This window comes from Microbacterium thalassium, assembly GCF_014208045.1.
GTDB lineage: Bacteria > Actinomycetota > Actinomycetes > Actinomycetales > Microbacteriaceae > Microbacterium > Microbacterium thalassium.
This window is the reverse complement of sequence record NZ_JACHML010000001.1, coordinates 468,737-494,214: the sequence shown is the minus strand read 5'-3', so window position 1 is coordinate 494,214 and position 25,478 is coordinate 468,737. Positions and strand designations below refer to the sequence as shown.

Sequence of the window (25,478 nt, the reverse complement as noted above, 5' to 3'; positions counted from 1 at the left end):
ACCGTCGGCGATCAGCCCAGGTAGTCGATCAGGTCGGGGTTCTCGGCGTAGATCTCGTCGATGATCGTCGTGTCGAACAGGTCATCGGCCTCGATCTCCCAGCCCGACGCGGCCAGCGACGCGAGGGTCTGCGCCTTCAGGTCGTCCGAGATGGTGAACAGGCCGTTGGCCTCGGTCTCCTCGGTCGAGATCAGCAGCTTCTCGGCTTCGAGCGCGGCCCCGGTCTTGTCGGGGTCGAGGTCGCCGAAGGTGAGGTCGCCGGCGGCGGCCGAGGCGTTGTAGTACTCGATGATGAGGTCGACGCTGTCTTCGGTCGACTCGGTGAAGACGTCCGTCCAGCCCTTGATCTCGGCGATCAGGAAGGCCTTGATCAGCTCGGGGTTCTCGGCCAGGTACTGGTCGGTCACCGTGTAGGTCTCGGCGACGTAGGGCAGGCCGTTCTCGGCGTAGGCGAGGTTGGTGACCTCGTAGCCCGACATCTCGACGGTGATCGACTCGTTGGTGAGGTAGGCCATGAAGCCGTCGACCTCGCCGTTCATGAGCGGCGTCGGGTCGAAGTCGACCGGCACGACCTCGACGTCCGCCTCGTCGATGCCGTTCGCGGCGAGGAGGGCCGCGAACACCGACGCGTTGGAGTCCTGCACGCCGATGCGCTTGCCGATGAGGTCCTCGGGCGTGGCGATGTCGCCGCCGTCCGTGAGCGACAGGATCGTGAAGGGGTTCTTCTGGAACGTCGCGCCGATGATCTTCAGCGGGGCGTCCTGCTCGGCGACCGCGGCGCCGACCGAAGCGGCGTCGCTCAGCGCGAACTGCACGGTGCCCGACAGGAGCTTGGCGACACCGGTGTCGGGGCCGGCGATGCCGACGACGTTCGAGAAGCCGGCCTCCTCGTAGTACCCGTTCTCGTAGGCGTAGAACTCGCCGGCGAACTCCTCGTTCTTGATCCACGAGTACTGCATGGTGACCTCGCCGTACGAAGCCGCTTCGGTCTCGGTGTCGGATGCGGCGCCCGTGTCTCCGCCCGAGCAGGCGGTGAGGACGAGTGCGGAGGCGGCGAATGCCGCAGCGGCGAGCCCGAAACGGGCGCGCCCCTTCAGGTTGCTGTGAATGGCCATCGGGTCTGGCTCCCCCTAGGAAGGACGAAATGTGATCGCCAAGACGCTAGTGGCGCAACGTTTCAGCCCGACGGTCGGCGTGTTTCGGAGATATGACGGGCTCCCGTGACATGGGAACGGATGCCGCGGCGCGCGGCATCCGGTCACCCCTCGTCGTGCCCCTGAGCCAGGCGCCACACGCGCTCGCGCGTGAACGGCTGGCGGAAGGGGCGAGCGCCCAGGGCCCGTGCGATGGCGTTGCCGACCGCGGGCGCGACCGGGTTGTAGGGGGACTCGCTCATCGACTTCGCGCCGAACGGGCCGACGGTGTCGTGCGTCTCGGCGAAGAAGACCTCGGTGTCGGGGATGTCTGCCGACTGCGGCACGCGGTACATGCGGAAGACCGGGTTCGACACGGCTCCCTCGTCGTCCAGGAGGACCTCTTCGTACAGGGCGCCGCCGAGGGCCTGCGCGGCGCCGCCCTCGACCTGCCCGCGGCACTGCGCCGGGTTCATCACGAACCCGGCGTCCGCCGACTGCACCGACTGCAGCACGCGCACGCTGCCCGTGTCGGGATCGACGGCGACGCGCACGGCGTGGACGTTGAACGACGGCGAGCGCTCGGCGGCGTCCGCGCTGCCGTGGGCGACGAAGGGCTCGGCGTCTTCCGTGCCGCCGGACGCGAGGTGATCCCGCAGCGCCGCGCACGCGCGCCCCACGGCCTTGCCCGCGACGACGATGCCGGCCGAGGCGAAGGCCCCCGTGTCGTGGCCGACCAGATCGGTGTCGCTCTGGCGCAGCACGATGCGGTCCGGCGGCGCCTGGAGGACGGTCGCCGCGACCTGCCGCAGGACGGTGCTCGTGCCGTTGCCGAACTCGGCGGTGCCGGCGGCGATCTCGTACACGCCGTCCGGGCGCAGCGTCGCGGTGGCGTCGGCGAAGTGGCCGCCGGGCGCGGCGCCGGCGATCAGGGCGATCGCCATCCCCTCGCCGGTGAGCCAGCCGTCGGGCGCCGCGACGCCGTTCCCCCGCCGCAGGGCGTCCTGCGCGAGGTCGAGGCACTGGTCGAGGCCGTAGCTGCCCCACACCAGATCCTCTTCGGGCTCGTCGTGCACGGTCAGCAGCGGGTCGCCGTCGCGCACGGCGTTGATGCGGCGCAGCTCGAACGGGTCGATGCCGAGGCGCTCGGCGAGCATGTCGAACGCAGACTCGACGCCCAGGATCACCTGCCCGAGCCCGTAGCCGCGGAACGCGCCCGAGGGCACCGTGTTCGTGTACACGACCTCCGCGTCGATGTGCGTGACCGGGCAGCGGTAGACGTTGATCGACTCCGACACGCTGTGGAACAGCACGCCGGCTCCGTGGTTGCCGTAGGCGCCGGTGTTGCTCAGCACGTCGACCTTCATGGCCGTCAGCACGCCGTCGTCGGTCGCGCCGAGGGAGACCTCGACGCGATACGGATGCCGCACGGCGGTGCGCCGGAACTCGTCGGTGCGCGCGAACTCGTACGCCACCGGGCGGCCGGTCTTGAGCACCGCGAGGGTGACGAGGTCCTCGGCGAAGATCTCCTGCTTGCCGCCGAAGCCGCCGCCCACGCGGGCGGCGTGGACGCGGATGCGGTCGGGGGCGAGGTCGAAGACGCGGGCGAGCTCGTCGCGGGTGAGGAAGGGCACCTGCGTGCTGGAGCGGATGACGAGGCGCCCGTCGTCGTCGAGCCACCCGAGGGCGCCGTGCGTCTCGAGCTGGGCATGCGACGCGCGACCCGTGTGCCACGTGCCGGAGACGGTGACCGCGCTCGCGGCGAGGGCGTCGTCGACGTCGCCGCCGCGGCCGGCGTGCATGCTCGCGAGCACGTTGCGGTGCGGCTCGGCGACGCGATCGGCGGGGGTGCGGTCGGGGTGGACGAGCGGGGCGCCCGGCTGCCGCGCCTCGTCGGGATCGAAGACGGCGGGCAGCACGTCGTAGGTCACGTCGAGGAGGGCGACCGCGGCGTCGGCGGCCTCGGCGGACTCGGCCACGACCGCGGCCACCCGCTGCCCGGCGAACCGCACCACGTCATCGAGCACGCGCGTGTCGTCGGGATCGTCGGTGTGACGCTCGTGGCGCGCCGTCGAGAAGCGCGTGGCGGGCGCGTCGAGGTGCGTGAGGACGGCCACGACGCCGGGCATAGCCTCGGCGGCGGCGGTGTCGATCCGGACGATGCGGGCGTGCGCGTGGGGTGAGCCGAGCACCCGGAGCGTGAGCGCCTCGTCCGCGCGATCGGTGTCGAACGTGAACGGCTCGAGCCCCTGCACGACGCGCCGGGCCGGCTCGGGACTGACCGAGCGGCCGATGCCGGCATCCGCGGCATCCGTCGAGGGCGCGGGGCCCGTCTCGCGCACGGGGCCCATGACGGACCGGCGGATCGCGTCGCGGATGGGCCGATAGCCGGTGCACCGGCACAGGTTGCCCTTGAGGCGTCGGTCGAGGTCCTCGACGTCAGCGGCGCCGAACGTCGAGGCGGTCACGCTCATGCCCGGCGTGCAGAACCCGCACTGGAAGCCGAATTCGTCGAGGAGCGCCTGCTGGACCGGATGCAGCTCGTCGCCCGGGGCGAGGCCGGCGGCCGTCGTCACCGAGGCGCCGTCGGCCCGCATGGCCGGAATGATGCACGAATGCACCGGCTCGCCGTCGACGATGACCGCACACGCGCCGCAGTCGCCGGCGTCGCAGCCCTTCTTGACCTCGGTGTGACCGTGCTCGCGCAGGAGCGTGCGCAGGCACTGTCCGGGACGCGGGTCCGCCTCGATCGGGACGCCGTTCACATCGAGCTTCATGACGCCAGCTCCTGCCGGATGCGCTCGGCGAGCACGATGCTCACGCCTCGTCGCCAGTCGGCGGCGCCGAGCGAGTCGGTGTAGTAGCCGGATGCCGCGCCGATCGCGTCGGCGAGGGAGCCCGCGTCGGGGAGTTCGGCGAACCGGAACACGGCCGGACGGTCGACGGCCGCGGTGACGGCGAACACGGCGGCGCCGTCCTCGTCGACCCGGCCCGTGACGACGGCGCCGGAGCGGCCGAGTTCGGCGAGGGCGATCTTGCGCAGCAGCGCACGGGAGCGCAGCGCCGATGCGGGGATCTCGATCGCGCGCAGCACCTCGCCCGGGCCGAGGGCGTTCTCGCCGGCGCCCGTGATGAATTCCGTGACGGGCATATGGGCGACGCCGCCGAACGGCGTCCAGACCTCGGCGACCGCATCGAGCCCGACCGCGAGCGACACCATCGCGGCGGCGGGGAACGCGCGGCAGATGTTGCCGCCGACGGTGGCGGTGTTCCAGATCTTGAACGACGCCAGCAGAGCGTCGGCGGCATCCGGGATCATGCCGACGGCCGACCACCCGGTGGGGACCGGGACGACGGCGCGGTCCTCGGCCCACGCGCGCAGCGCCGCGATCGTGCACGTCGCGCCGATGCGCAGGCCCGCCGCGCTCACCTCGACATCCGGCCAGTCGAGCGTCGTCAGGTCGACGAACCCGGTCGTTCCGGGCTGCGGTTCGCTCATCAGCCACGTGCCGCCGGCCATGACGACCTCTCCCGGGGCGAGCGTCAGGTCGTCGCGTGTGTGCGCGCGGCGGAAGCCGGTGATGCTGGTGATGTCCATGTCAGAGCCGTTCGGCCAGTGTGCGCGATGCGGCGGCGACGTCGCGCGCGAGCGCCGCTTCGTCGGTCGTGACCAGCGTGGCGTCCTCCACGACCGCGCTGCCGCCGACGAACAGGCGCTTGAGCGGCGGAAGGGCGCCGAGACCCAGGGCTGCGACGGGGTCGAGGATGCCGGCGTGCTCGATGCGGTCGACCTCCCACACCGCGATGTCGGCGAGCTTGCCCGCCTCGAGCGAGCCGATCTCGTCCTGCCGGCCGAGGACGCGCGCGCCGCCCATCGTCGCCATCCGCAGGCCGTCGCGCACGCTCATCGAGTCCGAGCCGGTGCGCAGCCGGTTCATCAGGACCGATTCGCGCACCTCGATGCCGAGCTGCCCGGATTCGTTCGACGCGGCGCCGTCCACGCCGAGCCCGACCGGGACCCCGGCATTGAGCAGATCGCGGACGGGCGCGATGCCCGAGGCCAGCCGCGCATTCGACGACGGGCAGTGCGCGACGCCCGTGCCGGTCGCGGCATATCTCTCGATGGCGGGTTCGTCGAGGTGCACGCAGTGCGCCATCCAGACGTCGTCGCCCAGCCACCCGAGATCTTCGAGGTACTGCGTGGGGCTCTTGCCGAAGTGCTCGAGGCAGTACGCGTCCTCCTCGACGGTCTCGGACGCGTGGGTGTGCAGGCGCACGTCGAGGCTGCGCGCGAGCACCGCCGCCTCGCGCAGCAGATCGGCCGTGACCGAGAACGGCGAGCAGGGGGCGATCGCGATGCGCACCATCGCGTCGCGGGACCGGTCGTGGTAACGCTCGACCGCCTCCTGCGACGCCGCGAGGGCGGCGTCCGTCGTCTCGACCGCGAAGTCCGGCGGCAGCCCGCCCTGCGATGCGCCCAGGTCCATCGACCCGCGTGTGGCGTGCAGGCGCACGCCGACCTGCGAGGCCGACTCGACGAGGGCGCCCACGATGTCGCCCGAGCCCTGCGGGAAGATGTAGTGGTGGTCGCCGACGGTCGTGCAGCCCGATCGGGCGAGCACCGCCATCGCGCCCGCGGCGCCGACGCCGGTCAGGCCCGCGTCGATGCGCGACCACAGCGGATACAGGCTGGTCAGCCAGTCGAACAGGATCGCGTCCTGGGCGTAGCCGCGCGTGAGCCACTGGTACAGGTGGTGGTGCGTGTTGATGAGGCCGGGGGTGACGAGGCATCCGGTCGCGTCGACGATCTCGGCCCCGTCGCGGGCATCCGCCGGTGCGGGGCCGTCGCCCACCGCGACGATGTCGCCGTCGTCGATGACCACATGGCCCGAGGCGTACTCGGTGCCGGCGGCGTCGACGGTCGCGATGTGGCCGTTCTCGATGATGGTGCGGGTCATTCGCGGGCTCCTGCGGTGCGGGGGCGGGTGCCCGGCGCCGGTGCGGCGCACGAGGCGGTGTGGCGGCCGGCATCGGCGGCGGCGGGTTCGGCGTCTGGTGTCGTGCGGTCGCCGTCGGGGGAGGACGCTCCGGTGTTCCGGTGAAGCGGTCCGGTGCGCTCGCGCAGCGGCGCGCCGCTGCCGCCGTGCCGGGACGCGACGATCTCGGCGAGGACCGACAGCGCCGTCTCGTCCGGCGAGGTGCCGGCGAGGTCGAGGCCGAGCGGGGAGTGGAGGCGTGCCAGGTCGACGTCGTCGACGCCTGCGGAGCGCAGGAGGTCGGCGCGATGCGCGACCGTGCGGCGCGCGCCCATGGCTCCGACGAACCCGACCGGCATCGACAGAGCCTGGCGCAGCGCCGGGATGTCGAGGCGCTCGTCGTGGGTGAGGACGCAGATCGCCGTGCGCGCGTCGAGCTGGTCGGGGGAGAGGCTCGCGAGGTGCTCGTGGGGAGCGCCGACGACGAGGCGGGCGGCATCCGGGAAGCGTTCGCGGGTGACCAGGGTCTCCCACGCGTCGCACACGGTGACCGAGAAGCCGGCTGCCGAGCCGACGCGGCACAGGGCCGAGGCGTGCTCGCCGGCCCCGAGGATGATCAGGTGCGGGCGCGGCGCATGGGCGATCACCAGCACGTCGGCCCCGTCGTCCGCGCCGGGCAGCGCGATACCCTCGCGCAGCGCCAGCGCGCGGTCGAGGTCGATGCGCGTCGTGCGGTCGCGGCCGGCGCGCAGTCGGCCCAGGTCCAGCGCGCGTCCCGCGTGCGGACCGGTCACGCGCAGTGCGAGGGCGGCGGGGCGGTCGGCGGCGGCGTCCTCGAGCGCGCGCATGACGACGGCGTCGGCGGGGTCGAGCGCCGTCGCGAGCACGTCGACCTGACCGCCGCACGCGAGTCCGGCGGCGTGGGCGTCGGCGTCGCTGAAGCCGAAGCGTGCGGTGTGGCCGCGGCCGGTGGCGAGGGCTGTCAGCGCCAGTGCCACGGCGTCGCTCTCGACGCAGCCGCCCGAGATGGATCCGATGACGGCCCCGTCGGCGGTGACCGCCATCGCGGCGCCGATGCCCCGCGGGGCACTGCGCGCGACGTGCGTGACGGTCACGGTGGCGACGGGGGTTCCCGCCCGCACCAGCGACAGAAGTTCGTTCGCCAGCTCGAGCATGGGATTCACGCTAGACCGGCCATGTTTCGTGCGCACTACGCTGTCGTGACACAGGGCTTCGGGGCGGAGGGCGGCGCATGCGGGCATGCGGACTCGTGCTGGCGGCCGGCGCCGGATCGCGGTTCGGCGGGCCGAAGGGGCTGGCCCGGACGGCTTCCGGCGAGGCGTGGGTCGCGCTGTCGGTGCGGATGCTGCGCGAGGGCGGATGCGACGACGTGCTCGTGGCGGTCGGTGCGCGCGGCGACGAGGTCGCGGGCCTCGTCCCCGGCGGAGCGGCGGTGGTGGCGGTGCCGGAGTGGAGCGACGGGCTGTCGGCGACGGTGCGCGCGGGGATGCGGGCGGCGGCGGACACGGGTGCCGACGTGGTGGTCGTCGTGCCGGTGGACACTCCGGAGCTGCCGGCTTCCGCTGTGGCGCGTGTCGTGGCGGCCGCGCGGGGCGGTGTCGCCGCGGGTGCGGGGTCGGGGGCGGGTGCCGGTGTCGCCGCGGACGCCGCGGGTGCGGGTGCGGCGGCTGGTCCGGGGTCGGGTCCAGGTGAGGTGACTGGTGCGGGTGCGGGCTCGGGCGACGTCGCGGGGTCGCGCGGGGCCCTCGTGCAGGCCCTGTACGGCGGGCGGCCGGGGCACCCGGTGGTCATCGGCGTCGATCATCTGCAGCGTCTGGAGGCGGCGCTGCGCGGGGACCGCGGGGCCGGTGCCTACCTCGCGGAACACGGCGCGCGGCGGATCGAGTGCGGTGACCTGTGGAGCGGCCGCGACGTCGATCGGCGCTGACGAGAGCCCATCCTCTCCTCCCCAGAGCCGGTGTTCGCGAGTTGCCGGAGAAGCCTGTGGAAAACCCTCCTGATCGGGTGTTATGCCGCGCCGCGATGTCGGAGGCCCTCGCCAGAATGGACGCATGGAAGACCTCCTCGCCCGCGCCGAACAGCTCGGTGCCGACCTCCTCGATCTGGTCGAGCAGATCGTCGGCGCCGAGCGACTCGCCGGCGCGAGCGACGACGAGGCGATGCGGTTCGCGGCCGCGGCCGGGCAGGTGCTCCGCGCCGCCGAGGCGCTCGCCACCGGCGGCGTCGACGCGCTCGACCAGCGCTCGAATCCGTATGCCGGTCCCGAGCGGCTGAGCGCGCGGCTCGGGTGCCGTTCGGTGAACGAACTCGTGCAGCGCTCGATGCTGATCGGATCGGCGTCGGCCGGGCGATTCATCTCCGCGGCGCGGGCCGTGCGCCGCGACGTGTCGCCGTCGAGCGGCGAGCGGATGCCGGCGGAGTTCCCGTGCATGCGCGAGGCGCTGATCGACGGCGCTGTGGGCCTGGACGGCACCATGGCGGTCGTGAAGGCGCTCGCGGGCGTGGCCGGCATCGCGGGACGAGAGGCGCAGCGCGCCGCCGACGCAGAACTCGCGGCCTCGGCCCGGGGGTGCGGGCCTGACGACGCGCCGCCGGCGGTGCCCGACGACCTCCGCGCGCAGGCGACGGTGTGGGCGACCTACCTCGATCAGGACGGCTCCGAGCCCGCGGAGGCGCGCGCGATGCGCAAGCGCGGCATCCGGCTCGGGTTCGCGCGCGACGGCGTCGTGCCCATCAGCGGGAATCTGCTGCCCGAGACGGCCGCCCAGTTCCGCTCCATCTGCGACAGCATCGACAACCCGAAGGTCGACGAATCCGAGCTCGCACCGGGCCGGCAGCCGGACGTCGGCGGCGCCGGACCGCGGTTCCGCGTGGTCGAGTCCGGCGATGAGGGAGCGGAGTCCGGCGCGGATGACGATGCCGCGCGAGTGGACGTGCGCACGCGCGAACAGCGGCACCACGACGCGCTCGCGACCGCTCTGACGATCGCCGCGGGTTCCGGCGAGCTGCCGCAGCTGGGCGGGGCGGCCCCCACGCTCGTGGTGTCGGTGCGAGAGGAAGACCTCGAGTCCGGTCGCGGACGCGCCCACCTCGACGGCGAGGAGACGCCGGTGTCGATGGCCGTCGCCCGCCACACGGCGTGCGCGGGGCGGATCCAGCGCGTGGTCTTCGACGACCAGGGGCGCATCCTGTCGCTCGGCATCCTCGACCGCGTCTTCAATCACCACCAGCGGCGCGCGATCGCGGCCCGCGACGGCTCGTGCGTCATCCCGGGGTGCCGCGTGCGCGCGAAGTGGTGCGAGATCCACCACGTCGACGAGTACGCCGACGGCGGCCCGACGCACACCGACAACGGCGTCCTGCTGTGCTGGTTCCACCACCGCACGATCGACAGCGAAGGGTGGCGGGTCCGCATGAACGGGGGAGTGCCCGAGGTGCGCGCCCCCGTCTGGTGGGATCCGGCGCAGCGATGGCGGAGGTCCACGACCTCGCCCACCCGGCTGCGCGATCGGATAGCGCGGGCGCCGTAATGTCGGGCCCCTCGCGGACGCGGGCGTCGCAGCGGGGCGCGGGCGCGGCGACGTGTCCGCATACGATCGTGGGGTGCTGATCCTCGCCGCCGTGCTGCTGCTGGCCAATGCCGTGTTCAACGCTGTCGTGTGGCCGCGCTTCTACCCGCGCATCGCCGCTGATCCGCGTGCTCGCGACGATGAGGGCCGGCGCACGCCGTTCTACACGGTGCACGTCGTGCTGATCTCGGTCGCGCTGGTGCTCGCGGCGGTGTCCGCGGTCGCGGGGGTCGTGATCGTCGTCTCGGCCGTCGCGGGCGGATGAGCGGGCTCGGGCGCCGCGGCGCCGCGAGCATCCGTACCGCGCTACCCACGGATGCGGCCGCCATGGCTCGCGTGCATGTGGACACGTGGCGCGAGGCGTACCGCGGCCTTATGACGGACGAGCTCCTCGATGCCGCGGACTTCGTCGCCCGGCGCGAAGTGCTGTGGACACGGGTGCTCACCGACGACTTTCCCCAGCACCGCGTCGCCGTCGCCGAGTCCGCGGACGGCATCGTCGGCATCGCGATGTCCGGACCGCCGATGGACGACGACACCCCCGCGCAGCGGCAGCTGTACGTGCTGTACGTGTACGCGGCACACCACGGCTCCGGCATCGGCGCGCAGCTGCTGTCGGCCGTCACCGATGTGGGCGAGCCCACCTGCCTGTGGGTCGCCGACCCGAACCCGCGTGCCCAGGCCTTCTACCGGCGCAGCGGCTTCGCGCCGGACGGCGTCGAGCGCATCGGCGACGGCGTGCGGGAGATCCGGATGCTGCGCCCCGAGGCCCGCTGATCGCTGCGGCTATTCGGCGCCGTCGGTCGCCTCGATGATCGCCAGCGTGATGTTCCCCCCGGCGGTCGGTTGCTGCATCCGCATCGTGAGGCCGGCTTCGGCGACCAGCGTCGGAAGCCCGCCCTGCCTCACATAGGCCAGCGCGTGGGCCGCGTGCTCGCGACCGGCGAGCAGCTCCGCCACCGCCGTCACGGCCCGCGTCCACCAGCCGCGCGGGAACCGCAGTCTGCCCGACCCGAAGTCGGTCACCAGCACGCGACCGCCCGGAGCCAGCGCACGCGCCGCTTCGCGCAGCAGCGCCACGGCGTCCTCGCGGGGGATCGAATGCAGCACCAGCGAGATCAGCACGAGGTCGGCGCAGCCGTCCGCGACGGGCAGCCGTGCTCCGTCCGACAGCCGGAGATCGGCATCCGCGCCGAGACGCTCGCGCGCCGCGGCGATCATCGACGGCGAGGTGTCGACCCCGATCACCACGCACCCCACGTCGGCGTACTCGGCCAGAGCCGCCCCCGTGCCGCATCCGATGTCGAGCACCGTCCACTCCGGGTCGGGCGGGCACATCCGATGCGCGATGCGCCGCAGCGGTGCGTTCATCGGCTCGACGAACCGGTCGTACACGCGGGCGCTCCCGCTGTAGGCGTCGTCCGACATGACGTATCGCCTCCTCGACCTCAGACTGCCACGAGGCGCGGCGGCGTGGGCCGCCTCCTGCGCACACAGGCTCCGTCAGGCGGGGATGACGACGTTCAGCGGCTCCTCGCCGGCCAGCATCCGCTCGATCTGCCGGCGCACCAGGCGCGCGATGCGCGGCCGCATCGCCGACGACGCACCGCCGACGTGCGGCGCGATCACGGCGCCGGGCGCCGACCACAGCGGGTGGTCGGCCGGCAGCGGCTCCGGGTCGGTGACATCCAGCGCCGCGCGCAGGCGGCCGCGCTGCAGATGGTCCACCAGGGCGTCGGTGTCGACGAGCGAGCCGCGCCCGACGTTGACCAGCAGCGCGCCGTCGGGCAGCGCCGACAGGAACGCGTCGTCGACGAACCCCCGTGTCGAATCCCCGCCCGGCAGCGACACGATGACGATCTCGGCCGACGGCAGCAGCTCGCCGAGCTCGTCGACGCCGTGGACCGAGACCCCGTCCTCGGTGCGGGCCCGCGACGCGACCGCCGTGACATCGACCTCGAAGCCGGCCAGGCGCGCCGCCACCGCCTTGCCGACGCCGCCGTAGCCGAGCAGCAGCACGCGGCGGTCGGCGAGGCTCTGCGTGAACTGCGCGGCCCAGCGGTGCTCGCCCTGGGCGCGCACGAAGTCCGGGATGCTCCGCTGCGCCGCGAGCGTGAGGGCGACGGCGAGCTCGGCGGTCGAGGCTTCGTGCACCGACGCCGCGTTCGCGAACGTGTGCCCGGGCGGAAGATGCTCCGCGATCCCCTCGTAGCCGATCGACTGACCCTGCACGAGGCGCGTGCGCACCCCGGCGAGGCGGGGCATGATGACCGCCACGCTCATGTACGGCGGGACGACGATGTCGATCTCGGCGCGCGGCGCGGGCCCGTCCATGCCCCACGCGATGACCTCGACGCCGTCCGGCAGCGGCTGCAGATCCGCCGCCAGCTCCTCGTTCGGAACGGACACGACGAGGGGACGGATGCCGGTGCTCACCCGCTCCACGCTACCCGCGCCCCGTGGACGCCGGGCCGAAGCGCGGGAGCGATGAGCCGGAGCGGCTCCTCGCCGACGCACCATTCCGGCGCGCTCCCCGCGTCAGGTCCGTGCTCCCCGCTACGCTCGGCCCGACAGCACCCGACGCGCTCGCAGGAGGCCGACATGCAGGTTCCCGAGATCAACTACTGGGCCGTGATCCTGGCCACCCTCTCGACGATGATCGTCGGCACGATCTGGTACACCCCCAAGGTGTTCGGCACGAAGTGGGCCCAGCTCGCGGGCGTCGACATGAACCGGTCGGGCGCGACGGCGGTCATCCCGATCGTCGTGACGGTCTTCGTGAGCTTCATCTCGGCATGGGTCCTCGCCGGTGCGACCACCATCGCGTGGCACTTCTACGAGGGCAGCTACCTGTGGGCCGCGGTCCTCACGGGGATCATCCTGTGGGCGGGCTTCACCGCCGCGCGATTCATCACCCACGACGCCTTCGAGGGACGCCCGACGAACCTGACGGTCATCAACATCGCGCACGAACTGGTCACGGTCGTCGTGATGGCGATCATCATCGGCGTGTGGCCGCCCGCGGGCACCGTCTGACGCACACCGCCTCGGCGGGCCGAGCAACGGGACGCTACGAGCAGGGGAACCAGTCGGCCGCACTGTTCGCGGCGCGGCGGTAGTCGGCGAAGCGGCCGCGCACGGTCGCGATCGCATCGGCGAGCGGGAAGATCTCGCGCTGCACGAGGTACGCCTCGTCGATCGCCGAGACCGGATGCCACCACACGCCCTCGGCGGTGATGGTCACCTCGGGGATGAGCGAATCGACGGGCAGTTCGATCCCGTCCTCGGCGACGCCCTGACGCGCGACCGCGCGGATGACGCGGTTCTCGTCGCGGATTCCCAGCTCGGCCAGGAAGTCCTTGAACGGCTCCACCTGATGCGTCAGCTCGGCCGGCAGCGTCGCGGCGACCTTCACGTCGAACCCTTCGTCGAGGGCGAGGCGGATGCCGGCCACCGCGCGCTCCCAGGCTCCGTGGCCGCGATGGGAGTCGTGCTGCTCGGGGGTAGGCGAGTCGAGGCTGATCTGCAGGGTGAGGCGATCCCGGTCCATGCGGCGGAGTCGTTCGAGCCGCGCGCCGCGGAACAGCATCCCGTTGGTCAGCAGCGTCGTCGGCAGCCGCTCGGTGCACGATGAGACGAGCTCGTCGATGTCGTTCAGCAGGAACGGCTCTCCGCCCGTGAGGATCAGGTGCTCGACGCCGGCCGGCACCGCCTCGCCGGCGAGGCGCGCGACGTTCTCGGCGCCGAGGGCGCGGCGGGCCGTCTGCGGCGACGAGCTCACGCAGCAGTAGTCGCAGTGCAGGTTGCAGTCGAAGTTGGCGTACATCCACAGACGATGGCCGGGCAGCTGCTCGGGAGCGAGGTCGGCGAGCGGATCCCGCCCCCGGCCGTGCCGCACGACCACCGAGCCGGGCCGCACCTCCACGAGCTCGTTCCCGCTGGCACGGCACCACGCCGCGATCAGATCCGCGTTCGTCGCGACCTCGTCCGGATCGGCCGCTCCCCGCGCCACGTCCAGACTCACCGTCTCGCCGACGGGCGTCTGCGCCAGCCGTTCGATGAGGTCCAGGACGAGGGCGTGGTTCACCATCGGTCAGGGATCCCCTGCTCCTCGACCGCCGAGAACAGTCCCCGGTACCCCTCGAGGTTCGGCGGAACCCACGCGCGCAGACCCTCGAGCTCGAGGATCTCGCGGTGGCGCGGGTCGTCCCAGTCCATCGCGTAGAGATTGCGCAGCCACGCGTCGGCGTCGGCCTGCGAAAGCGACGGCATCGCGGTGAAGGCGCAGTGGCTGTACTCGGGCGACGTCCAGAACGCCTCGATCGCACCCGCCATCACATCGCCGCGCGCGATCGCCTCCCACGTGTTGATGCCGATGGCGGCGGCATCCGCCCGGTCGTCGAGCACGGCACGGAGCGCGTCGAGCTCGCTGCGGCCGGTGTCGCCGTGCTTGCCCACGTCGCTGTCGATGCGGAGCAGCTCGACCGAGCCGTTGCCGAGACCCGCCTCGTGCAGGAACTGCACCGGCAGGATCGCCGCCTGCGCGGAGTCGCGCGACCCGAGGGCCAGCCGGCGCCCCTTCAGCGCCTCGATCCCGGCGAAGCCGCTGCCGGCGCGGGCGACGAACACCGTGCGGAACACCAGGTCGGTGTCGCGCGACGCGAGTGCGCGGCACGCGCCGCCGGTCTGCTTCACGGTGCGGACGTAGGCGAGGTTCGTGTTCCACGCCAGGTCGACGTGGCCGGCGACGAGCCCGTCGACGAGCCGCCCGTAGTTCAGGTACAGCACGACATCGATCGGGGTGTCGGTGTCGGCGAAGTAGTCGCGCATCCCCTCCCAGATCGTCACGACGTTCGGCGTGTACGCGACCGCGCCGATGACGAGCGTGCGGGTCACGCCGCCGCCTCCTCGGCGCCGGACGTGTCGGTCTCGGCGGGCGGGTCGAACAGCGGGCGCCCCGTGATGGCCCGTCCGTAGAACTCGTACAGCGCGTCCGCGGTCGGCGCCATGACGTGTCCGGCCCGCGCATCGCGGAAGTAGCGCTCCAGTTGCAGGTGCTGCGAGAACGCCGCTCCGCCGCACACGCGCATCGCGGCATCCGTGATCCGCAGCGCCGCGTCGTTGCACGCGGCCTTGCTGCCGAGCACGAACAGCGCCGTGTCGTCCTGCGGATCGGCCACGCGCGCCGCCGCCTTCTCGAGGTACGCCGACGCGGACTCGAGCTCGATCGACATCTTCGCCAGCTGGGCGCGGATCGTCGGCAGCGCCGACAGGGTCTGGTCGAGATGCTGCAGCCGGGCGCCCGTCGTGTGCTTGAGGGCGGCGGCGACCGACGCGCGGCTGAGTCCGAGCGACACCGAGGCGTTGCCGAGGTTGAACCACGGCAGCACCACCCCCAGCATGAGGTCGGCGCCCGCGCCGCTGTCGCCGAGCCGCATGCCGTCGTCCAGCGCGACGTCGAACATCATCGGGGTCGACGCATTGCCCCGGAAGCCCAGCCCGGTGAAGCCGCCCGAGATCTCGGCGCCCTCGGTGCCGGAGCGGATGCTGTACAGATCGACGCCGGACCCGTCGGCCGTCTGCGTCCCCATGACGTAGACCTCGGCGTGGCCGGCCGAGGTCACCCAGCTCTTCTTCGCGCTCACCCGCAGCGTGCCGCCCTCGAGCCGCGGGCGCGAGACCGGCGCCCAGAAGTGCGACCGGGAACCCGCCTCCGAGAACGCCAGCGTGCCGAGGGCCCGCCCGGTCGCCATGTCGGCGAGCAGCTCCGGGTCGCCCGACGGCGCCGCCGCCGCCAGGGGGGCGCATGCCGCGAAGTGCATGAGCGTGATCATGGCCGTCGACCCGCAGGCTCCGGCGATCGCGTCCAGCACCGTGATCATGTCCTGCGGACCGCCGCCGAGCCCTCCCACGTCGGGTGGCAGGGTCAGTCCCATCAGCCCGGATTCGCGCAGCGCCGCGATGGCCTCCTCGGGGAACCTCGCGTCGCGATCGACGGCGACGGCGTGCTCGGCGGCGACGGAGATGACGGGCTCCAGACGGTCTTGCAGTTCCATGACAGCGGCCTTTCCGGTCGGACGGGAAGAGATCGACTACGGGTGTTCGGGGTCTTCGGATTCCGCGGGGCGACGAGGGGCGCCGACGGCGAGCAGGCCGATGCCGAGGCCGCCGCAGACCGCCATGAGCGAGGCGTCGCCGCCGAAGAACGCCCCGCCGGCGAGCGTCGCGACCTGGACGACGGCGGCGACCACCAGCAGGGCTCCCGCGACGATGACGAGGAAGCGCAGGTGCCGCCAGGCGGCGAGCATGGCGAGCACGCCCCCGATCAGCAGCACGAGGACGCCGGTCATGCCGCTGCGGATGAAGTTGAGCGTTCCCGGCAGGGCGAGCGCAGCGTAGCCGGCCGCGACGACGGCGCCGGCGCCGAGGGCGAGGGCGGCATGGTCGAGACGGCGGCCGAAGGCGTTCACGATGCCACCGCCAGAACGCGCGCCCACGGGCGGCGGGACTCGAGCCACAGCGGACGCAGCACGCCGTCGACGCCGAACCAGCGCCCGGCGGCGGTGGCGAACAGCGCCAGGTGCGCGAGGAGCATCAGATAGTAGGCCCAATGCCATTCGTGGGGCGCGTGAAGCACCGACAGCGTGATCGCCCCGGTCTGCGCGATGCCGATGAGCGCCCACAGGCGCGTGGCGAGCCCGATGAGCAGGAAGGCGCCGAGACCGCCCTCGACGGCCAGGATGATCCAGCCGAAGAACTCGATCCCCGGGAGGAACACCGTCTCGACGAACCACGAGTAGGGCGGGAAGACCGGATACTCCACGGCCTGGCTCGCCCAGAAGTACAGGCCGTTGTCACTGGCGCGCCCGAAGTCCAGCGGGCGCTTCCACGCGACGTTCTGGATCCACATCAGCGCGACGCCGATGCGGACGATCGCCATCATGGCCTGGGCGGACCGTGCGCGCAGCGGGTCGTGAGCGCCGTCCATACCCCGCCTCCTCGCGTCGTCGACTGGGCCCAGTCAACGACGGGACGCGCGCGAGGGCAAGAGCCCCTGGCTTACGAGGCTGTGACGGAACGCGTGGCGGAACGCGTCAGCGGGTGACGATCAGGCGGCGGCGCCGACGACGGCCTGGACCGCCGACGTGAAGAACCCGAGACCGTCCACGCCCGAGCGCATCGCGGCGGACGTGTCGGGACCGAAGCCCGGCTCGACCGCGTGCTCGGGGTGGGGCATGAGGCCCACGACGTTGCCGCGCTCGTTCGTGAGGCCGGCGATGTCGTCGAGCGAGCCGTTGGGGTTCACGCCCAGGTAGCGGAACGCCACGAGACCCTCGCCCTCGACGCGCTCGAGCGTCTCGACCGAGCAGATGTATCCGCCGTCGGCGTTCTTGAGCGGGATCACGATCTCCTGGCCCTGCTCGAACTCGCTCGTCCAGGCCGTCGACGCGTTCTCGACGCGCAGGCGCTGGTCGCGGCGGATGAACTGCTGGTGGGCGTTGCGGATCAGGCCGCCCGGCAGCAGGTGCGCCTCGACGAGCATCTGGAAGCCGTTGCAGATCCCCAGGATCGGCATGCCCTTGGCCGCGGCGTCCTTGACCTCGGCCATGATCGGCGCGTGCGCGGCGATCGCGCCCGCGCGCAGGTAGTCGCCGTAGCTGAAGCCGCCGGGGAGGACCAGCGCGTCGACGCCGTCGAGGTCGTGCGAGCCGTGCCACAGCGCGACGGGCTCGGCGCCCGCGACGCGGATCGCGCGCTGCGCGTCGACGTCGTCGAGCGAGCCGGGGAAGGTGATGACCCCGATGCGGACGGTCACTCGACCACCTCGATGCCCACGACGTCCTCGATGACCGAGTTCGAGAGCATGTCGTCCGCGATCTTCTTCGCGGCGGCCAGCACCTCGTCGGTGACCTCGCCGTCGACGGTGAGTTCGAAGCGCTTGCCGATGCGCACGGCCGAGAAGTCCTCGATCCCGAGGCGCCCGAGGGCTCCGACGACGGCCTTGCCCTGGGGGTCCAGGAGCTCGGCCTTGGGCATGACGTCGACGACGATGGTGGGCATTGCGCAAGCTCCGTGAGTCGCGGGCAGGGATCAACAAGATTCTAGGCGACCCGGATGCGGATGCCGACGGCGACTGTGATGCAACCGTGACGAAAGTCGTGGGAGCGCTCCCTTGACATTCGTGGGAGCGCTCCCGTAGCGTGTGCTCCACGGCCGTGAGAGCGCTCCCACGGGAGGGTTCACACGGACAGCGAGGTCGGGTCGGCTCGGCCTCGACCTGAAAGACTGACCTTCAATCACACAAAGGAGTGACCGTGCAATCACGCGCCATCCGGCGGGGCTTCGCAGCCGCCGCCGCCTTCTCCGCCACAGCCCTCGTCGTGACCGGATGCGCCGCAGCGACGACCGACGAAGGCTCGACCGGCGACGAGGAGATCACCCTCACCGTCGCGACGTTCAACGACTTCGGCTACACCGACGAGCTGCTCCAGCAGTACATGGACGAGAACCCGAACATCACCGTCGTCCACAACCGTGCGGCCGAGTCCGGCGACGCGCGCGCCAACTTCTTCCAGAAGCTCGGCAAGGGCGGCCTCGCCGACGTCGAGGCGGTCGAGATCGACTGGTTCGCCGAGGCGATGCAGTACTCCGACCTGCTCGCCGAGGCGCCCGACGACGTGAAGGGCCGCTGGCTCGACTGGAAGGAGGCCGCTGCCACCGACGGCGACGGCCGCCTGGTCGGCTTCGGCACCGACATCGGCCCGCAGGGCGTCTGCTACCGCTCCGACCTGTTCGAGGCGGCCGGCCTGGCGAGCGACCGCGAGGGCGTCGCCGCGCTGTTCGACGGCGACTGGGAGAACTTCCTCGACGTCGCCGACGAGTACCGCGAGGCGACCGGCAAGCCGATGATCGACTCGGCGAACTCCGTCCTCCAGGGCATCGTGAACCAGCTGGAGTACACCTACACCGAGCCGGACGGCACCGTCATCGCGACCACGAACCCCGATGTCGCCGACGCGTACAACCTCGTCGTCGAGCGGGCCGTCCCCAACTCGGCGTACTCCGGCCAGTGGTCGGACGACTGGTTCGCCTCGATGGCCAACGGCGAGTTCGCCGCGATGCTGTGCCCGGGCTGGATGCTCGGCGTCATCTCCGGCAGCGCCCCCGACGTCACGGGCTGGGACATCGCGGATGTCTTCCCCAACGGCGGCGGCAACTGGGGCGGGTCGTACCTGACCGTCCCGGCCGACGGCGAGAACGTCGAGGCCGCACTGGCCCTGGCTTCGTGGCTGACCGCGCCCGAGCAGCAGATGCAGGCGTTCGAGAACGCCGGCACCTTCCCGAGCCAGCTCGAGGCGCTCGAGAGCGACGAGCTCGCCGGCGCGACGAACGAGTACTTCAACGACGCTCCGACCGGTGAGATCCTCTCGAGCCGCGCCGCCGCCGTCACCGTCGCGCCCTACAAGGACGCGGACTACTTCAAGTACCACGACGCGCTCCAGAACGCGGTGAACCGTGTCTTCGACGGCCTCGAGGACCAGGAGACCTCCTGGAACACGTGGGTCGCCGAGGTCGAGGCCTTCTGATCCCCCGGGTGCGTGCGGGTCGTCCCGCGATCCGCACGCACCCCGGCCTCGCCTCTTCCCCCATCGAACCGACCGGAGTTCCCGTGACTGCGACCGAAACGCGATCGACGGCGTCACCGACGACGCCCACGCCCCCGAAGGACCGTCCCGTCCGCGTCCTCTCCTTCAGCCAGCGGATGAGCAAGTGGGACCTGAAGTTCTCGCCGTACCTCTACATCTCGCCGTTCTTCATCCTGTTCGCGATCGTCGGGCTCTTCCCGATCTTCTTCACGGCGGTCATCTCGTTCCAGGACTGGGACCTCGTCCGCAACGAGGGCGAGTTCATCGGGTTCGACCAGTACATCTGGATCCTGAACAACCCGCAGTTCTGGACCGCGCTGCGCAACACCTTCAGCATCTTCCTGCTCTCGAGCGTGCCGCAGCTGATCGCCGCGATCTTCATCGCAGCCCTGCTCGACCGCAACATCCGCGCCAAGACCTTCTGGCGCATGAGCGTGCTCATCCCGTTCGTGATGGCACCGGTCGCCGTCGCCCTGATCTTCAGCAACATGTTCGGCGACAACCACGGTCTCGTGAACAACGTCCTCGACAACTGGTTCGGCATCACCATCCCGTGGCACAAGGATCCGTTCTGGAGCCACGTCGCGATCGCGACGATGGTCAACTTCCGCTGGACCGGCTACAACACCCTTATCCTCCTCGCCGCCATGCAGGCGATCCCGCGCGACTACTACGAGGCGGCCACCGTCGACGGCGCCGGCGCCTTCCGCCAGTTCTTCAGCATCACGGTCCCGTCGCTGAAGGCCACCCTGATCTTCGTCATCATCACCTCGACGATCGGCGGCCTGCAGATCTTCGACGAGCCGCGCATGTACGACAACACCGGCGCCGGCGGACCCGCGCAGCAATGGCTGACGATCACGCTGTTCCTCTACAACATCGGCTGGCGCGAATGGAACTTCGGCCGCGCCGCGGCACTCGCCTGGATCCTCTTCCTCATCATCCTCGTCATCGGGCTGATCAACCTCCTGGTCACCCGCACCCTGGTGCGGGACGAGGGCGGCCGCAGTCCGAAGCCCCTCAAGAAGGGACGTGCGTCATGACCGCCCTCGACACCACCGCCGTCGTCACCGAGAACGCGCCGCGCAAGCGTCAGCGCACCGTCCGCATCCGCGGCCGCCGTGCCGGGTTCTGGGTCTATGGGGCCCTCGTGGTCGTGCTCATCGGCTCGGTCTTCCCCTTCTACTGGTCGTTCCTCATCGGCTCGGGCGACGCCTCGACGATCAACGACCCCAACATGTCGTGGTGGCCGGCGGGGAACTTCCTCGACAACGCCGCCGCCGTCGTGAGCGACCCGGCCGTGAACTTCTGGCGGGCGCTGTGGAACTCCATCTACAGCTCGGCGCTCATCGCCGCATCCGTCGTGGCGTTCTCGACGCTCGCGGGCTGGGCCTTCGCCAAGCTCCGCTTCCGCGGCTCCGGTCCTCTCCTGGTGTTCGTCGTGGCCACCATGGCCGTCCCGATGCAGCTCGGCGTCGTGCCGCTGTACATCCTGTTCGCCGACCTCGGCTGGACCGGCAGCATCGGCGCGATCATCGTCCCGGCGCTCGTGACCGCGTTCGGCGTGTTCTGGATGACCCAGTACCTGCGTCAGGCCGTTCCTGACGAGCTGATCGAGGCGGCGCGCGTCGACGGGGCGTCGTCGTTCCGGACCTTCCTGACCGTCGGCGTCGTCGCCGCCCGTCCCGCCGCCGCGATGCTCGGGCTGTTCACGTTCGTGACCGCCTGGAACAACTTCTTCTGGCCCTTCATCGTGCTCGACCGCCAGAACCCGACGCTGCCGGTGGCGCTGTCGCTCCTCCAGTCGAACTACTTCGTCGACTACTCGATCGTCCTCGCGGGAGTCCTCCTGTCGACGATCCCGCTGCTCATCCTGTTCGTCTTCACGGGCAAGCAGCTTGTGAGCGGAATCATGGCGGGAGCGGTCAAGGGATGAGCGAGACCACCACCCTCAGCACGACGAACCACCCCTCTCGAGAGGCCGCTCCCATGACCGCCACCGCCGCGCGAGCCTTCCCGTCCGAGTTCCTCTTCGGGGCCGCCACCGCCGCCTTCCAGATCGAGGGCGCCGCGAACGAGGACGGACGCACCGACTCCATCTGGGACGCGTTCTGCCGCGTGCCGGGAGCGGTCATCAACGCCGACAACGGCGACGTCGCGTGCGACCACTACCACCGCTACCGCGACGACGTGGCGCTGATGAAGGACATGGGTCTGCAGACCTACCGCTTCTCGACGTCGTGGTCGCGCGTGCGGCCGGACGGCGGGGCGCTGAACCCGGCGGGCGTCGACTTCTACAAGCGTCTGGTCGACGAGCTGCTGGGCGCCGGCATCCTGCCGTGGCTCACGCTCTATCACTGGGACCTGCCGCAGGCCCTGCAGGAGCGGGGCGGCTGGACCAACCGTGACACGGCAGACCTCTTCACCGAGTACGCCCTCGACATGCACGACGCCCTCGGCGACCGCGTGAACGTGTGGACGACGCTCAACGAGCCGTGGTGCTCGTCGTTCCTCAGCTACACCGCCGGCATCCACGCCCCCGGGCACTTCAGTGTGAAGGAGGGTGCGCTCGCCGCGCACCACCTGATGCTCGGGCACGGGCAGGCGGTGCGCGAGCTGCGGGCCCGCGACGAGTCGCTCAACCTCGGCATCACGCTGAACCTCACCGTCGCCGACCCCGTCGACGCCGACAGCCCCGACGACGTCGATGCCGCGCGCCGCATCGACGGTCAGTTCAACCGGTGGTTCCTCGACCCGATCTTCCGCGGCGAGTACCCCGCGGATGTGGTCGACGACATCCGCGCGATCGGCTCCGCCGGCGCCGAGGCGATGGACGCGCTCGCCGCCGCGACGCGTCCCGGCGACCTCGCGGCGATCTCGACCCCGTTCGACTCGCTCGGCGTGAACTACTACCACGGCGAACTCGTCGGAGCTACGGCTCCGCTCACGCCGCCCGACGGGGGCCAGGCGCCGACCGACCGTCAGACCGGTTCGCCCTTCCCGTCCTGGGAGCGCATCCACTGGCACGACCGCGGTCTGTCGCGCACCGCCATGCACTGGGAGGTGCAGCCCGAGGGCCTCACGCGCCTGCTCGAGCGCGTGTCGGACGACTACGCCGCACCGGCCGACGTCACCCTGTACGTCACCGAGAACGGCGCGGCCTACGACGACGAGGTCGTCGGCGTGGACGGCACCAAGCGCGTGCACGACGACGAGCGCCGCTCGTTCCTCCGCGCGCACCTGGGCGCGGTCCTCGACGCGATCGAGGCGGGCGTGGACGTGCGCGGATACTTCTACTGGTCGCTACTGGACAACTTCGAGTGGGCGTGGGGCTACGAGAAGCGGTTCGGCATCGTCCGCGTCGACTACGACACGCAGGAGCGCACGCTCAAGGACTCCGGCCGGGAGTACCGTCGCGTCATCGAGGCGCGCGCACTCGACGCCACCACGGACGCGCCCGTACGGTAGGCACAGAAAGGCAGGTCGCCATGAGCACGCAGGCGATGCGCGGAACGGTCACCATCGAGGAGGTCGCCGCTGCGGCGGGAGTCTCGAGGTCGACGGTGTCGCGCGTCGTCAACGGCTCGACGGCCGTCAGTCCCGAGGCGCTCGAGTCGGTGAACCGCGCGATCGCGGAGCTGAACTACGTGCCCAACCGGGCGGCGCGGTCGCTGGCGAGCCGGCAGACCCACGCCATCGCGCTGGTCGTGCCCGAGGACACCACACGGTTCTTCGGCGACCCGTTCTTCGCCGCGATCGTGTCGGGCATCAACTCCCGCATCAGCAAGTCCGACTACGTGCTCAACCTGTTCATCGCGAACGACGACCCCGGTGACAAGACGACCAGCTACCTGCGCAGCGGCGCCGTCGACGGCGCGATCGTCGTCTCGCACCACACCAGCGACACGTTCATCGACCGGATCGCGGCGGTCGTGCCGGTCGTCTACGGCGGCCGTCCCGTCCGCGAGCGCGAGCGCGACTACTACGTCGACGTCGACAACGCCCGCGGGGCGCGCGTGGCCACCGAGTTCCTCATCTCGCGCGGCCACACCCGCATCGGCACCATCACCGGACCCCTCGACATGCCCGCGGGCGTGGACCGGCTCGACGGGTTCCGGGCGGCGCTCGCCGATCACGGCCTCACCGCGGCCGCGGTCGAGGACGGCAACTTCACCGCCGCCGACGGGGCCGACGCCATGCGCCGCATCCTCGAGACCGGCGACGTGCCCGACGCGCTCTTCATCGCCAGCGACCTCATGGCGCGCGGTGCGATGAACGTGCTCGCCGGAGCGGGTCTGAAGGTGCCCGACGACGTCGCGATCATCGGCTTCGACGACTCGCCCGTCGCCACGAGCGTGACGCCGCCGCTGACCACGATGCGCCAGCCGTCGTTCGAGCAGGGCGAGGAGATGGCCGGCATCCTGCTCGACATCCTCGCCGGTCGCAGCCCGCGCCACGTGACGGTGCTGGACACGGAGCTGGTCGTCCGCGCGTCGGTCTAGCTCCCCTCGTCCCCCGCCGCCCCGCCCTCATCGCGGCGAGTCCACATCGTTTCGCCGAGTCGATACGTTCTGCGCCGTCGATGACGTATGCGGTCGGCGAGTGCATGTGCACTGGGCGGAACGGATGCGGCGGCTGCGCGGCATCCGAGGAAGGGAGAGGGCTACTGCGGGTCGCCGCCCATCGCGCCGACCGCGGGGATGGGGCCGCCGTCGTCGGCGCCGGTCCTGCGCCAGCGGGCGATGGCGTTGCCCAGGTGGTAGATCAGCAGCGCGGCCGCAGCGCCGATGACGATCGCGCCGAGCTGGAAGTCGCCCCACTGCATCGTGAACCCGGCGATCGCGATCACGAGCGCGACGGCGCCGGTGTACTGGTTGACCGGGCGTGAGAAGTCGACGCGGTTGTCGACCCAGATCTTGATGCCGATGATGCCGATGAGCCCGTACAGCGCGGTCGTCACCCCGCCGAGGACGCCCGGCGGGATGGAGTTGAACAGCGCCCCTATCTTCGGCGACAGGCTCAGCAGGATCGCAGTGGCCCCCGCGACCCAGTACGCCGCCGTCGAGTACACGCGCGTGGCCGCCATGACGCCGATGTTCTCGCCGTACGTCGTCGTGCCGGATCCGCCGAACATGCCGGCGAGGGTCGTCGCGGCGCCGTCGGCGATGAGGGCCCGCCCCGTCTGCCGGTTGACCGAGCGCGTGGTCATCGCGGCGACGCCGCGCACGTGGCCGACGTTCTCGGCGACGAGCACGAGCACGACCGGCAGGAACATCGCGATCACCGACCACGTGCCGGGCGAGGCGAAGTCGGCCACCCGGAACTCGGGCAGGCCGATCCACGCCGCCTCGTCCACGGCGCTGTAGTCGATCTCGCCCGCGATCGCCGCGACGACGTAGCCGACGAGCACGCCGAGGAAGATGGAGATGCGCCCGAGGAACCCGCGGAACAGCACGCTGAAGAGCACCACCGCGACGAGCGTGATCGTGGCCGTGAGCGGCTGCTGCTCGAAGTTCGTCCACGCCACCGGCGCCAGGTTGAACCCGATGAGCGCCACGATGGCCCCCGCGACCACCGGCGGCATGAGCCGGTCGATCCAGCCCATGCCGGCGAACTGGACGATGAATCCGACGGCGGCCAGCAGGATGCCGACCGCGGCGATGCCGGCGAGGGCCGACCCCATGCCCTGCGAGGCCGTCGCCGCCGTCACCGGGGCGATGAACGCGAACGACGACCCGAGGTAGCTCGGCAGCTTGTTGCGGGTGATCACCAGGAACAGCAGCGTCCCGACGCCCGAGAACAGCAGCGTCGTCGACACCGGGAAGCCGGTGAGCACCGGCACGAGGAACGTGGCGCCGAACATCGCGATGACGTGCTGCACGCCGACCGCGATCGTCGCGCCCCAGTTCAGCCGCTCGTCCGGGGCGACCACCTTGCCCGGTTCGACGGTGCGCCCGTTGCCGTGAAGGTTCCAGATGGGCATGGCGACTCCCTCGGATGCTTGTGACGCTGGTCACCCTAGCGCCGCCGATCCCGGCGACCGCGGCGACTGTCCGCGCACGCGTCGACTGCGCGGGCCCCCGGCATCCGTCATCGCTTCGTCACCGGTGCGCCGCGATCGGCGGGGGAGGA

The 25,478-nt window shown here is 71.6% G+C and carries 25 protein-coding genes; 10 read left to right on the top strand and 15 right to left on the bottom strand.

The window, feature by feature from the left end:
* Window positions 1-11 precede the first annotated feature (11 nt).
* From HD594_RS02265 to HD594_RS02245, 5 genes are all read right to left on the bottom strand, one after another.
* A complete protein-coding gene (locus HD594_RS02265) occupies window positions 12-1,115 on the bottom strand; it encodes an ABC transporter substrate-binding protein (RefSeq protein ID WP_184749391.1) in 1,104 nt (367 codons plus the stop codon).
* 143 nt (window positions 1,116-1,258) lie between these two features.
* Window positions 1,259-3,910: a molybdopterin-dependent oxidoreductase gene (locus HD594_RS02260; RefSeq protein WP_184749390.1), complete on the bottom strand. Its 2,652-nt coding sequence runs from the start codon at window positions 3,908-3,910 to the stop codon at window positions 1,259-1,261.
* Complete coding sequence (locus HD594_RS02255) at window positions 3,907-4,731, bottom strand: FAD binding domain-containing protein (RefSeq protein WP_184749389.1); 825 nt, start codon at window positions 4,729-4,731, stop codon at window positions 3,907-3,909. Before HD594_RS02255 ends, HD594_RS02260 begins: the two co-directional genes overlap by 4 nt.
* 1 nt (window position 4,732) lies before the next feature.
* Window positions 4,733-6,091 (bottom strand): 8-oxoguanine deaminase, encoded by a 1,359-nt coding sequence (locus HD594_RS02250; protein WP_184749388.1) that lies wholly within the window; start codon window positions 6,089-6,091, stop codon window positions 4,733-4,735.
* Complete coding sequence (locus tag HD594_RS02245; protein ID WP_184749387.1) at window positions 6,088-7,284, bottom strand: XdhC family protein; 1,197 nt, start codon at window positions 7,282-7,284, stop codon at window positions 6,088-6,090. The genes HD594_RS02250 and HD594_RS02245 overlap by 4 nt, the downstream gene beginning before the upstream one ends.
* 77 nt (window positions 7,285-7,361) lie before the next feature.
* On the opposite strand from HD594_RS02245, the gene HD594_RS02240 reads away from it, so the two are divergent.
* The 4 genes from HD594_RS02240 to HD594_RS02225 all read left to right on the top strand — a co-directional run bounded on the left by HD594_RS02240 (window position 7,362) and on the right by HD594_RS02225 (window position 10,476).
* Window positions 7,362-8,057 carry a nucleotidyltransferase family protein gene (locus HD594_RS02240; protein ID WP_184749386.1) on the top strand — a complete coding sequence of 232 codons (696 nt, stop codon included), beginning with the start codon at window positions 7,362-7,364 and terminating at the stop codon, window positions 8,055-8,057.
* 124 nt (window positions 8,058-8,181) lie between these two features.
* Window positions 8,182-9,660: an HNH endonuclease signature motif containing protein gene (locus HD594_RS02235; RefSeq protein WP_184749385.1), complete on the top strand. Its 1,479-nt coding sequence runs from the start codon at window positions 8,182-8,184 to the stop codon at window positions 9,658-9,660.
* Between the two features lie 73 nt (window positions 9,661-9,733).
* The gene (locus tag HD594_RS02230) at window positions 9,734-9,964 is read left to right on the top strand and encodes an SCO4848 family membrane protein (RefSeq protein ID WP_184749384.1); all 231 of its coding nucleotides are present in this window, start codon (window positions 9,734-9,736) and stop codon (window positions 9,962-9,964) included.
* Between the two features lie 62 nt (window positions 9,965-10,026).
* Window positions 10,027-10,476, top strand: coding sequence for a GNAT family N-acetyltransferase (locus HD594_RS02225; protein ID WP_184749383.1), 450 nt, complete (start codon window positions 10,027-10,029; stop codon window positions 10,474-10,476).
* Window positions 10,477-10,485: 9 nt separating this feature from the next.
* On the opposite strand, the gene HD594_RS02220 is transcribed toward HD594_RS02225, so the two are convergent.
* Window positions 10,486-11,127: a class I SAM-dependent methyltransferase gene (locus HD594_RS02220; protein WP_184749382.1), complete on the bottom strand. Its 642-nt coding sequence runs from the start codon at window positions 11,125-11,127 to the stop codon at window positions 10,486-10,488.
* A gap of 75 nt (window positions 11,128-11,202) precedes the next feature.
* Window positions 11,203-12,135 (bottom strand): 2-hydroxyacid dehydrogenase, encoded by a 933-nt coding sequence (locus HD594_RS02215; protein ID WP_271171273.1) that lies wholly within the window; start codon window positions 12,133-12,135, stop codon window positions 11,203-11,205.
* A gap of 165 nt (window positions 12,136-12,300) precedes the next feature.
* Between HD594_RS02215 and HD594_RS02210 the strand changes: the two genes are divergently transcribed.
* Window positions 12,301-12,735 (top strand): DUF1761 domain-containing protein, encoded by a 435-nt coding sequence (locus HD594_RS02210; protein ID WP_184749381.1) that lies wholly within the window; start codon window positions 12,301-12,303, stop codon window positions 12,733-12,735.
* Between the two features lie 34 nt (window positions 12,736-12,769).
* Here the strand turns inward: HD594_RS02210 and HD594_RS02205 are convergent, their stop codons facing one another.
* The 7 genes from HD594_RS02205 to purS form a co-directional block, all read right to left on the bottom strand.
* Window positions 12,770-13,789, bottom strand: a complete 1,020-nt coding sequence (locus tag HD594_RS02205; protein ID WP_184749380.1) for an Rv1681 family radical SAM protein — start codon at window positions 13,787-13,789, stop codon at window positions 12,770-12,772.
* Complete coding sequence (locus HD594_RS02200) at window positions 13,783-14,595, bottom strand: Rv1680 family SBP-like protein (RefSeq protein ID WP_184749379.1); 813 nt, start codon at window positions 14,593-14,595, stop codon at window positions 13,783-13,785. Before HD594_RS02200 ends, HD594_RS02205 begins: the two co-directional genes overlap by 7 nt.
* The gene (fadE16, locus tag HD594_RS02195) at window positions 14,592-15,755 is read right to left on the bottom strand and encodes an Rv1679 family acyl-CoA dehydrogenase (RefSeq protein WP_184749378.1); all 1,164 of its coding nucleotides are present in this window, start codon (window positions 15,753-15,755) and stop codon (window positions 14,592-14,594) included. Before fadE16 ends, HD594_RS02200 begins: the two co-directional genes overlap by 4 nt.
* Window positions 15,756-15,791: 36 nt before the next feature.
* The gene (locus HD594_RS02190; protein ID WP_184749377.1) at window positions 15,792-16,169 is read right to left on the bottom strand and encodes an Rv1678 family membrane protein; all 378 of its coding nucleotides are present in this window, start codon (window positions 16,167-16,169) and stop codon (window positions 15,792-15,794) included.
* Window positions 16,166-16,687 carry a DoxX family protein gene (locus HD594_RS02185; protein WP_221446527.1) on the bottom strand — a complete coding sequence of 174 codons (522 nt, stop codon included), beginning with the start codon at window positions 16,685-16,687 and terminating at the stop codon, window positions 16,166-16,168. Before HD594_RS02185 ends, HD594_RS02190 begins: the two co-directional genes overlap by 4 nt.
* 120 nt (window positions 16,688-16,807) lie before the next feature.
* A complete protein-coding gene (purQ, locus tag HD594_RS02180; RefSeq protein ID WP_184749376.1) occupies window positions 16,808-17,515 on the bottom strand; it encodes a phosphoribosylformylglycinamidine synthase subunit PurQ in 708 nt (235 codons plus the stop codon).
* A complete protein-coding gene (gene purS / locus HD594_RS02175; RefSeq protein ID WP_184749375.1) occupies window positions 17,512-17,760 on the bottom strand; it encodes a phosphoribosylformylglycinamidine synthase subunit PurS in 249 nt (82 codons plus the stop codon). The genes purQ and purS overlap by 4 nt, the downstream gene beginning before the upstream one ends.
* A gap of 254 nt (window positions 17,761-18,014) precedes the next feature.
* On the opposite strand from purS, the gene HD594_RS02170 reads away from it, so the two are divergent.
* The 5 genes from HD594_RS02170 to HD594_RS02150 all read left to right on the top strand — a co-directional run bounded on the left by HD594_RS02170 (window position 18,015) and on the right by HD594_RS02150 (window position 23,848).
* Window positions 18,015-19,286 carry an ABC transporter substrate-binding protein gene (locus tag HD594_RS02170; RefSeq protein WP_184749374.1) on the top strand — a complete coding sequence of 424 codons (1,272 nt, stop codon included), beginning with the start codon at window positions 18,015-18,017 and terminating at the stop codon, window positions 19,284-19,286.
* Window positions 19,287-19,369: 83 nt separating this feature from the next.
* Window positions 19,370-20,389: a carbohydrate ABC transporter permease gene (locus HD594_RS02165; RefSeq protein ID WP_373877201.1), complete on the top strand. Its 1,020-nt coding sequence runs from the start codon at window positions 19,370-19,372 to the stop codon at window positions 20,387-20,389.
* Window positions 20,386-21,282: a carbohydrate ABC transporter permease gene (locus HD594_RS02160; RefSeq protein WP_184749373.1), complete on the top strand. Its 897-nt coding sequence runs from the start codon at window positions 20,386-20,388 to the stop codon at window positions 21,280-21,282. Before HD594_RS02165 ends, HD594_RS02160 begins: the two co-directional genes overlap by 4 nt.
* Before the next feature lie 53 nt (window positions 21,283-21,335).
* Window positions 21,336-22,814: a GH1 family beta-glucosidase gene (locus HD594_RS02155; protein ID WP_184752443.1), complete on the top strand. Its 1,479-nt coding sequence runs from the start codon at window positions 21,336-21,338 to the stop codon at window positions 22,812-22,814.
* 20 nt (window positions 22,815-22,834) lie between these two features.
* Window positions 22,835-23,848 (top strand): LacI family DNA-binding transcriptional regulator, encoded by a 1,014-nt coding sequence (locus HD594_RS02150; protein ID WP_184749372.1) that lies wholly within the window; start codon window positions 22,835-22,837, stop codon window positions 23,846-23,848.
* 161 nt (window positions 23,849-24,009) lie between these two features.
* Here the strand turns inward: HD594_RS02150 and HD594_RS02145 are convergent, their stop codons facing one another.
* Window positions 24,010-25,329: a uracil-xanthine permease family protein gene (locus HD594_RS02145; protein WP_184749371.1), complete on the bottom strand. Its 1,320-nt coding sequence runs from the start codon at window positions 25,327-25,329 to the stop codon at window positions 24,010-24,012.
* Window positions 25,330-25,478: the final 149 nt, after the last annotated feature.